Here is a 9,102-nt window from a genome sequence, read left to right as displayed (position 1 = left end):
CTTCAGGAGCTCGTAGTCGCGCGCGAGGTCTAGCAGGTGAAAGCGGATCGTCCGCCCGGTCTCCTGCCGCCAGATGCGGGTGCGCTCCTGGATCGAGTCCATCGGCGTCAGCGACTGCACGCCGAGCTCGGTGTCGATCCAGCGCCGGCTGAGGTTGTCGAGGATGTGGACCTCGTGGCCCGCGCCCGAGAGATGCAGCGACGTCGGCCAGCCGCAGAAGCCGTCGCCGCCGAGAACCGCGATCTTCATGGTCGTCTTCCCCCTTGGGTCGTCCGCTCGAGCGGACCCCTAGCCTCCTTATGTGACGCTCTCGCGACCGTGATGCAACCAAGGCGCCGCAGGAAGGCGCGATTCGGGACGTCACGCGCGCGGGGCGAGGCTCGACGGACCGGGGTCAGGCCCGTGCCGGCGTGCGGGCCGGCGGCTCCGGTCGGGGCTCGCCGGGCGCGACCATGCCACCCGAGACCACCAGCTTGGCCGCGTCCTCGATCGACATGTCGAGCATCAGCGCCTCGTTGCGGGGGACGAACGCCAGAAAACCGGCGGTCAGGTTCGGCGTGTTCGGCACGAAGACGCTCAGCAGCTCAACCGGAGCGACGCGCGCCGCCACCTCGCCCCGCGCCGGTCCGGCGACGAAGGCAACGCGCCAGCATCCCCGGCGCGGATACTCGACCAGGCAGGCCTGCTGGAACGAGACGTTCGACTGGCTGAACACCGTCTCCGCGATCTGCTTCAGGGCGTTGTAGATGCGCCGGACGATCGGTGTGCGGTCGACGAGCCGCTCGCCAGCCCGGATGATCCGACCGCCGATATAGCCCTTGGTCGCCGCCCCGATCATCGTGGTGAACACCACGAAGACAACGAGACCGAGCCCGAAGATGTTGCGGCCGAACACGTTCTCCGGGTTGTACTGCCGCGGGATCAGCGGGATCACCCGGGCGTCGACGATCGCGACAAGGCCCCAGACGACGTAGATCGTCAGGAACACCGGCAGCACTACGACGAGGCCGGTCAGGAAGTCGCCGCGCAGGCGCTGCATCAGCGGCGGCTTGGGTGGGCGCGGGCGCCTGACGGTCTTGCGGGCCATGCGGGGAACCTTCCTTCCGCCCCGAGCCTAGCGCGGTTTCCCGCCGGGCGGAATCGTCAGACGATCAAGAATTTACGACGCGGCCGCGCCGCGCTCTGCCGCCGTCAGCCGCGCCAGCGCCACCGCGATCGCCGCCGCGACCCGCGCGTTGTCGCGCACCAGCGCGACGTTGGTGGCGAGCGAGCGGCCCTCCGTCGCCGCCAGCACGCGGCCGAGAAGGAACGGCGTCACCTCCTTTGCGGAAACGCCTTCCTTCGCAGCGGCTTGCAGCGCGGAGTCGATATGTGGCGCGATCTCCGCGGCCGCGATCTCGGCCTCGGTCGGGACCGGGTTCGCCACCAGTTGCCCGCCGGGCAGGCCGAGCCGGGCGCGCATCAGGTGCGCCCGGGCGATCGCCTCGGCGGTGTCGAGGCGCAGCGGGGCCGCTAGTCCGCTGTCGCGCGACCAGAACGCCGGCAGCGCGTCCTGGCCATAGGCGATCACCGGCACCCCGCGCGTCTCCAGCGCCTCGAGCGTCTTCGGCAGGTCGAGGATCGCCTTGGCGCCCGAGGCGACCACCGTCACCGGCGTCTGCGCCAGTTCCTCGAGGTCGGCGGAGATGTCGAAGCTCGTCTCGGCTCCGCGGTGCACCCCGCCGATCCCGCCCGTGGCGAAGACCGCGATCCCGGCCAGCCGCGCGGCGATCATCGTCGCCGCCACGGTGGTCGAGCCGGTCCACCCCTCGGACAGCGCCACCGCGAGGTCGGCCCGGCTGAGCTTGCGGACGTCGCGCGCCGTCGCCAGCGCCGCCAGCCGCGCGTCGGAGAGCCCTACCTCGATCACGCCGCCCTCGACGGCGATCGTCGCCGGCACGGCGCCGCCGGCGCGCACGGCGGCCTCGACGGCGCGGGCGGTCTCGACATTGGCGGGATGCGGCATCCCGTGAGTGACGATGGTCGATTCGAGCGCGACGATCGGCCGGCCCGCGACGCGGGCTTCGGCGACCTCGGGCGAGAGGCGGAGCGGCGGGTTCATGGGGCCTCGCTGGGATCGGGACGGGAGACATGCGCCGCGGCGGCGGCGAGCGCAACCCCGAGCGCCTCCGCTGGGTCGCGCCCCTTGGCGCGGGCGACGAGGTGCGCGGCCACCAGCACGTCGCCCGCCCCGGTGACGGAGCGCGCGGCGACGGCCGGGGGCGAGGCCTCCGCCGCGCCGTCCGCCGCGTCCCAAGCGGCGGCGCGCGGGCCGTCGGTGACGAGCGCTGCCGCCCAGCCCCGGGCGCGGAGCGCCGCGGCGGCGGCGGCGGCGGAAGGCTGGGCGGCGCCCAGCGCGGCCTCGGCCTCGGCGCGGTTGAGGTAGATCGTCGCCCGGCCGCGACAGGGCGCGTCGGCGAGCGCGACCGCCTTTGCCGGGCTCGCCGGCACGAGCGCGAGGCCCGCGGCCGCCGCCGGCGTTTCCGCCAGCCGCGCCAGCAGCGAAGGCGCGAGGTTGCCGTCGGCGACGACCGGCCCGGGCCAGCGTCGGGCGAGGGCGGGCGAGGCGGCGAGGGCGTCGCCCGCGGCATCGAGGCCGGCGCAGTCCGCGACCGCGGCGACCAGCGCGCCGTCCGGTCCCTCGATGGCGACGTAGCGATCCGTGGCGCCCCGGCGCAGCAGGGAGGCGCAATCGACGCCGCGCGCGGACGCCGCCTCGATCAGCCGCGCGCCTTCGGCGTCGGCGCCGACGACGCCGAGGATGGCGGCGGGACGGCCCAGCGCCGCCAGCGCCAGCGCGACGTTGAGCGCCACCCCGCCGGGGCGGTGCGCCACCGTCCCCGGCGCGTCGTTGCCGGGCAGGAGCGGCCGGGTCGAGCGGGCGATGACGTCCCAGTGCGCCGCGCCGACGCAGAGCGCCCATTGGCCCTGCGCGCCGATCAAGCCGCGGCGGGCTCCGCGCGCCGCATCAGGATCTTCCCGCCGTTCATGCTCGCCCCTCCCCGGGATGCGGACCGCCCGGTCCATCGTTCTGCGCGCAGGTGATCCCATGGCGTCCCGCGACGCAAGAGGTCTGATATATCAGTTGCCCCTCCGGGCTGTCTGTCGCCGGTTCGGGGTGGCGCCCCACGGCGCCGTTTCCCAAAGGACCCGTGACATGGCGCTGGCGCTCGCCGGCCGTGTGCTTCTTGCCGCCATGTTCCTCTCGGCGGGCTTCGCCAAGCTCGGCGACGTCGGCGGCACGATGGCCTGTGCCGCCTCGGGCGGGATGCCGGGCATCCTCGCCATTCCGGCCATCGCGCTCGAAATCCTCGGCGGGCTGGCGATCCTCGTCGGCTGGCAAACCCGGGGCGCGGCCCTTGCGCTCGCGTGGAAGAACGTCGCGATCGCCGGCGGCTTCCTGTCGTTCGCCGCGTTCGGCGCCGGGGCGTGGTCGCTCGACGCTCGCCGCAACGGGCCCGCCCGCATGGACCGCCGGCCGGCCGCCGCGCCGGCCGGCGCGGCGTCCCGGCCAGCCGTCAGAGGTAGTCCCCGCGGCTCAGGCCGTACTTCGCCATCTTCTCGTTCAGCGTCCGCCGGGGCAGGGCCAGCTCGGCCATCACGGCGGACACGCTGCCCTGGTTTCGCCGCAGCGCGTGCTCGATCAGCATCTTCTCGAACGCGTCCACGTGATCCTTGAGCGGCTTCTCGGCATCGAGCGAGATCACCGGGGCCTGGAAGCCGTCGTCGATCAGCAGCGCCGATATGTTGTGCTCGCCGCGGCGCGCCTGAAGCACCGCCCGCTCGGCGAGGTTGGTGAGCTGGCGGATGTTGCCCGGCCAGGGCGCCTGCACGAGGTTGGCGGCGTCGACGGCGTTCAGGGTCGGCGGCTCGCAGCCGTACTCCTCGGCGAACTGGACCGAGAAGGCGGAGAACAGCGTAAGGATGTCCTCGCCGCGGGAGCGCAGCGGCGGCACCTCGATGGCGAGACCCGCCAGCCGGAAATAGAGGTCGTCGCGCATGACGGCCTCGCCGGGGGCGGCCGCCCCGAGACGGCTCGACACCGAGACGACGCGCAGCGAGTGCAGCCGCCTGGACGCCGAGTTGGGGTCGGTCGCGTTCAGCGTCTCGAGCAGCCTGGCCTGCGCGGCGGGCGAAAGCGCCTCGACGTCCTCGAGGCTGAGGGTTCCGCCCTCGGCCTGGTCGACCAGCGGCTTCTCGGCCCAGCCCTCGCCGCCGAACAGCATCGCCTCGAGCGCGTCCGCCGCCACCGAGGCGCAGTTGATCGTAACGAGCGGCTTCGCCGCCCGCGGCCCGCAGGCGTGCAGCGCGGCGACGACGAGGCTCTTGCCGGTGCCGGTCTCGCCGATGACGAGGACGTTCCCGTCGGCCTGCGCCACGTCGAGGATGGTCTCGCGCAGTTTCTCGATCGACGGGCTCTTTCCCATCAGCCGGCGCATGACGACGGCGCCGTCGGACATCTCGCGCCGGAGCGCCCGCGTCTCGATCGTCCGCGTCCGCGCTTCGGAAGCGCGCTGCACCAGTTCGGCCAGCCGGTCGGGTTCGAACGGCTTCTCCACGAAATCGAAGGCGCCGATCTGCATCGCCTCCACCGCCATCGGCACGTCGCCGTGCCCCGTCATCAGGATCACCGGGAGCGCCGGGTCGATCGTCTGGATCCGGCGGAGAAGCGCCATCCCGTCCATGCCCGGCATCCTGATGTCGCTGACGACCACGCCTGCGAACGCCGGCGACAGCGCTTTCAGGGCGGCCTCGGCCGAGTCGAAGCTCGTGGTCTCGAAGCCCGAGAGCTGCAACCACTGCGCGACGCTCTCGCGCATGTCGGCCTCGTCGTCGACGATGGCGACAATCGTCTTTCCGTTCGATCCGGTCATCGCATTCACTCCGCTGCTTGGGCGGGGGCCGACCGGGCGCGGTCGCGCGGCAGGACCAGCTCGAAGACGGCGCCGCCGTCTGGCGCGTTGCGCGCGACCAGCCGGCCGCCGAGTTCGGCCGCGAAACCGGCCGAGATCGCAAGCCCGAGACCGAGCCCCTCGCCCGGTTTCTTGGTGGTGTAGAAGGGTTCGAAGAGCTTGTCGGGCGCGGTGATGCCCGGTCCGTTGTCCTCGATCGAGAGAAGGACCGTCTCGCCGAGCGCGAGGAAGATCTTGATCTGGCGGTCCGGTCGCCCGCGCACGGCGTCAAGCGCGTTGCGGAGCAGGTTGACGATGATCTGCTCGATGCGGAGCGCGTCGGCCATCACCACCGCCGGCTCGCGGGGCAGGGTCGTGGTGATCGTCACCGGCGTCTTGTTGAGCTGCGGCGCCATCATCGAGAGCGCGGCGCGCACGCTGTCGCGCAGGTCGACCGGTTCGAGGTCGAATTCGCCGTCGCCCTTGCGCGCATACGACTTGAGCTGGCGCGTGATCCCGCCCATCCGGTCGATAAGGTCGTCGATGCGCTGGAACGAGGACAGCGCCTCCTCGGGCCTGCGGCGATGCACGAGGAGCCGGGCGCCGGCAAGGTAGGTCTTCATCGCCGCGAGCGGCTGGTTCAGCTCGTGGCTGACCGCGGCCGACATCTGCCCGAGCGCGGCGAGCTTCGAGGCCTGCTCGAGGCTCTGCTCGGCGTCCTTGAGGTTGCGCTCGACCCGCCGCCGCGCCGCCATCTCGAAGGAGAGCCGCCGGTTCAGCAGGCGCAACTCGTCGCTCTCGCGCTGGATGCGCCGGCTCTCGGCCCGCGCCCGCCGCGACAGCAGGTAGAAGGCGAGCGCGACGAGCAGCGCGAAGCCCATGACGATGAGCGCCAGCACGGCGTTGACCTGTGCCCGCACGCCCTCGAGCGTCGGGAAGTAGGTCAGCGTCCAGCTCCGGAAGCCGACCTTGACCTCGCTCCTGAGATGCGGCGCGCCGGCGATGTAGACGAAGCTCGGCGAGCCGAGGGTGCGGCGCGCGTCGTAGATCGCCTGCCCGACCCGGCTCGGGCTGTCGTCGGTCGCGAGCAGGTTCGCCAGCGTCTTGCCGCGCCAGTTGGGCTCCGAGGCGAGCAGCACCGTGCCTTCGCCGTCGGTGACCACGACCTTGACCCGCGCGCGCCGCCAGCTTTCCTCGTGGAGCCCGAGGTCGACGGTGACGACGATCACGCCGAGCGGGGCGCCGTCCTCGCCGACGAGGCGGCGCGAGTAGTGGAAGGCGTATCCCCCGCCGTCAGGGCGCTCGACGATCGAATAGGCGGTGTTGTTGGCGGCGTCCGCCATCGGCAGCGTGAAGAAGTCGGCGGCGCTGCCGTCCTCGCCCCGCGGCCGGTCGTCGCTCGCGGCCACGACCCGGCCGCCCGCGTCGAGCAGGAAGATCGAGCCGGCGCCGATCTCCTCGCGGAACGTCGTGAGCCGCTCGTCCGCTTCGCCGAACTGGCCGTCCTCGAGCGCCTCGATCAGGATCGGGTCGCGCGACAGCAGCAGGGGCACGACCGAGTGGCGCTGCATCGCGCTTTGCAGGCTGCCGGCATAGAGCGTCGCGCGCACGGCGGCGTCGGCGTTCTGGTCCTCGCTGAACAGGCGGGTCAGGTAGATCTTGCCGCCCCAGATGACCAGCGCGAGCAGAACGAGCGCACTCACCAGCCCGAGCCGCATCCAGAATGCGGCCGGACGGCCCCCGGGCGCTGCGGCAGCGTCGCTCATCGGAACGAGGCTACGCCTGGGGTCGGCGGCGCTCAAGCGTATTGCGGCTCGCCCGCGGCCGCCGCCGCGGCCAGACCGGCGAAAAGCCGCTGACCGTCGACGCCGCCATGGACGGGATCCACGGCGCGCTCGGGGTGGGGCATCAGCCCGAGCACCCGGCGGTTGCGGGAGAGCACCCCGGCTATGGCGTTCATCGACCCGTTCTGATTGTCGCGGTAGCGGAACGCGACGCGGTCCTCGCCCTCGAGCCGGGCGAGCGTCTCGGGGTCGGCGAGATAGTTGCCGTCGTGGTGGGCGATCGGAAAGACGACGTTCTCGGAGCGGGCGTAGCCGCGCGTGTAGGCGCTGTCGGACGTGCCGACGGAGAGCGGCGCCCGGGCGCAGACGAACTTCAGGCCGGCGTTGCGCATGAGCGCGCCGGGCAGGAGCCCGGCCTCGATCAGCACCTGGAAGCCGTTGCAGACGCCGAGGACATGGCCGCCGTCGTGGGCGAAGTCCGCGACGGCGCGCATCACCGGCGCCCGCGCCGCGATCGCGCCGCAACGCAGGTAGTCGCCGAACGAGAAGCCGCCGGGCACGCCGACCAGATCGAGGCCGGCGGGCAGCGCGGTCTCCTTGTGCCAGACCATAGTGACCTCGGCCCCGACGGCGCGCAGCGCGACGGCGAGGTCGCGGTCGCAGTTGGACCCCGGAAAGACGATCACGCCGGCTTTCATGCGGATGCCCTCCCTCAGTTGGCGAAGTCGGTGATGACCGCGACGCCCGGCGGCGTCGGGCCGTTGAAGGCGCGCAGCTCGGCCGAGGCCCCCGTAAGCGGAATTTCCCGCGCGATCAACGGCGAGAAGTCCACGACTTCGTGTTCGATGAGAGCAAGGAGCGACGGGTAGCGCCAGGACGGCATCCCGCGCGTGCCGTAGAGCGCGAGGTTCTTCACGTAGACCGCGTTCATGTTGATCTCCATGAAGGCGGTGTGTCCGACCGGCATTCCGACCTGCACGTGCCGCCCGAGCGGGCGCAGGCATTCGATCGAGGCGTTGGTGGTCTGGGCGATGCCGAGCGCCTCGACCGAGACATGGGCGCCGCCCCCGGTGATGTCGCGGATCGCCGCCGCCGTGTCGCCGTCGCGGGCGTTGACGGCGGCGTCAGCGCCGAGGCCGCGGGCGTGGTCGAGCTTTTCCTGCACCACGTCGACAACGACAACGCGGGCCCCGAGCGCCTTGGCGATGAGCAGCGCCGATAGCCCGATGCCGCCGGTGCCGTGGACAGCCAGCCATTCTCCCGCGCGGAGGTCGGCGCGGCCGGTGAGCGCGTGCCATGCGGTGGTGACGCGGCAGCCGAGGCCGGCTGCGAGCGTCGGGGACAGGCTCTCCGGCAGGCGGGCGAGGTTGTGCGACGAGGGAACGGCGACGTATTCCGCGAAGGCGCCCGGCTCGACGAAACCGGGCAGGCGCTGGTCGGGGCAGGTGTTCTGGTGGCCCGACTGGCAGGCCGGGCAGTGGCCGCAGGCGAGGATGAACGGCGCGACGACGCGGTCGCCGACCCTCCACGGCGCGCGCGGACCGGCCTCGATCACCTCGCCGCTGTATTCGTGGCCCTGGATCTGGCCGGGCTTGACCCGCGGGTGCTCGCCGGTCCAGCCGTGCCAGTCGGAGCGGCAGACCCCGCAGGCGAGGGTGCGCAGAACCACGCCGTCCTCCTCGGGGCGCGGGTCGGCGACCTCCTTGAGCGAGAGGTCGGCGTTGTATTCGCGAAGGACGGCGGCCCGCATGGGATCAGGCGAGTTCGACCGAGTAGGACTCGATCACCGTGTTGGCGAGCAGCTTCTCGCACATCTCGCCGACCCGCGACCGCGCTGCCTCGGCGTCCGTCTCGTCCAGGTCCAGTTCGATCACCTTGCCGATGCGGACGCCCTCGACGCCGGCGAAGCCGAGCGCGCCAAGCGCGTGGCGCACCGCCTCTCCCTGCGGATCGAGGACGCCGCGCTTGAGCGTCACGTGCACGCGGGCCTTCATTCGGCTGCCATCGTCAGTTCACCAGCTTCGGACCGGTATGGGTTCGGCCGTTCGTCTTGGGCATGACGCCGAGGCGCTTCGCCACCTCGGTATAGGCGTCGGCGAGATTGCCGAGATCGTGGCGGAACACGTCCTTGTCGAGCTTGCGCCCGGTCTCGATGTCCCAGAGCCGGCACGAGTCGGGCGAGATCTCGTCCGCCACGATCAGCCGCTGGAAGTCGCCGTCATAGACCCGGCCGATCTCGATCTTGAAGTCGACGAGCCGGATGCCGACGCCGAGGAACATTCCCGAGAGGAAGTCGTTCACGCGCAGCGCGAGCGCGATCATGTCGTCGATGTCCTGCTGGGCCGCCCAGTTGAACGCCACGATGTGCTCCTCGGAGACCATCGGGT

The 9,102-nt window shown here is 72.1% G+C and carries 9 protein-coding genes and 2 pseudogenes; 1 reads left to right on the top strand and 10 read right to left on the bottom strand.

Annotation, left to right across the window (positions count from 1 at the left end; genetic code table 11):
* The 4 genes and pseudogenes from KBA23_RS14055 to KBA23_RS14040 all read right to left on the bottom strand — a co-directional run.
* Positions 1 to 249: pseudogene (locus KBA23_RS14055) on the bottom strand (NAD-dependent dehydratase); the annotation flags it as partial.
* Between the two features lie 145 nt (positions 250 to 394).
* Positions 395 to 1,087, bottom strand: a complete 693-nt coding sequence (locus tag KBA23_RS14050) for a DUF502 domain-containing protein (RefSeq protein ID WP_290741990.1) — start codon at positions 1,085 to 1,087, stop codon at positions 395 to 397.
* Positions 1,088 to 1,159: 72 nt separating this feature from the next.
* Positions 1,160 to 2,101 carry a pseudouridine-5'-phosphate glycosidase gene (locus KBA23_RS14045; protein WP_290741987.1) on the bottom strand — a complete coding sequence of 314 codons (942 nt, stop codon included), beginning with the start codon at positions 2,099 to 2,101 and terminating at the stop codon, positions 1,160 to 1,162.
* Positions 2,098 to 2,982, bottom strand: a complete 885-nt coding sequence (locus KBA23_RS14040; RefSeq protein ID WP_290741984.1) for a PfkB family carbohydrate kinase — start codon at positions 2,980 to 2,982, stop codon at positions 2,098 to 2,100. Before KBA23_RS14040 ends, KBA23_RS14045 begins: the two co-directional genes overlap by 4 nt.
* Here KBA23_RS14040 and KBA23_RS16880 point away from each other — a divergent pair.
* A pseudogene (locus KBA23_RS16880) lies at positions 2,924 to 3,409 on the top strand (DoxX family protein); the annotation flags it as partial. The gene KBA23_RS14040 and the pseudogene KBA23_RS16880 overlap by 59 nt on opposite strands.
* Before the next feature lie 148 nt (positions 3,410 to 3,557).
* Here the strand turns inward: KBA23_RS16880 and KBA23_RS14030 are convergent.
* From KBA23_RS14030 to KBA23_RS14005, 6 genes are all read right to left on the bottom strand, one after another.
* Positions 3,558 to 4,913 carry a sigma-54 dependent transcriptional regulator gene (locus tag KBA23_RS14030; protein ID WP_290741981.1) on the bottom strand — a complete coding sequence of 452 codons (1,356 nt, stop codon included), beginning with the start codon at positions 4,911 to 4,913 and terminating at the stop codon, positions 3,558 to 3,560.
* A gap of 5 nt (positions 4,914 to 4,918) precedes the next feature.
* The gene (locus KBA23_RS14025) at positions 4,919 to 6,697 is read right to left on the bottom strand and encodes an ATP-binding protein (protein WP_290741978.1); all 1,779 of its coding nucleotides are present in this window, start codon (positions 6,695 to 6,697) and stop codon (positions 4,919 to 4,921) included.
* 32 nt (positions 6,698 to 6,729) lie between these two features.
* Entirely contained in the window at positions 6,730 to 7,413 is a 684-nt protein-coding gene (gene purQ / locus KBA23_RS14020) for a phosphoribosylformylglycinamidine synthase subunit PurQ (protein WP_290741975.1), read from the bottom strand.
* Between the two features lie 14 nt (positions 7,414 to 7,427).
* Entirely contained in the window at positions 7,428 to 8,465 is a 1,038-nt protein-coding gene (locus KBA23_RS14015; protein WP_290741973.1) for a zinc-dependent alcohol dehydrogenase family protein, read from the bottom strand.
* 4 nt (positions 8,466 to 8,469) lie between these two features.
* A complete protein-coding gene (purS, locus tag KBA23_RS14010; protein WP_290741971.1) occupies positions 8,470 to 8,709 on the bottom strand; it encodes a phosphoribosylformylglycinamidine synthase subunit PurS in 240 nt (79 codons plus the stop codon).
* 13 nt (positions 8,710 to 8,722) lie between these two features.
* The coding region (locus tag KBA23_RS14005; protein WP_290741969.1) for a phosphoribosylaminoimidazolesuccinocarboxamide synthase at positions 8,723 to 9,102 on the bottom strand (380 nt) is incomplete at its 5' end.

Origin of the sequence: Amaricoccus sp. (assembly GCF_017995835.1) — a bacterium.
GTDB lineage: Bacteria > Pseudomonadota > Alphaproteobacteria > Rhodobacterales > Rhodobacteraceae > Amaricoccus.
The sequence above is the reverse complement of the archived record's forward strand: the minus strand, read 5'-3'. Positions and strand labels throughout refer to the sequence as shown.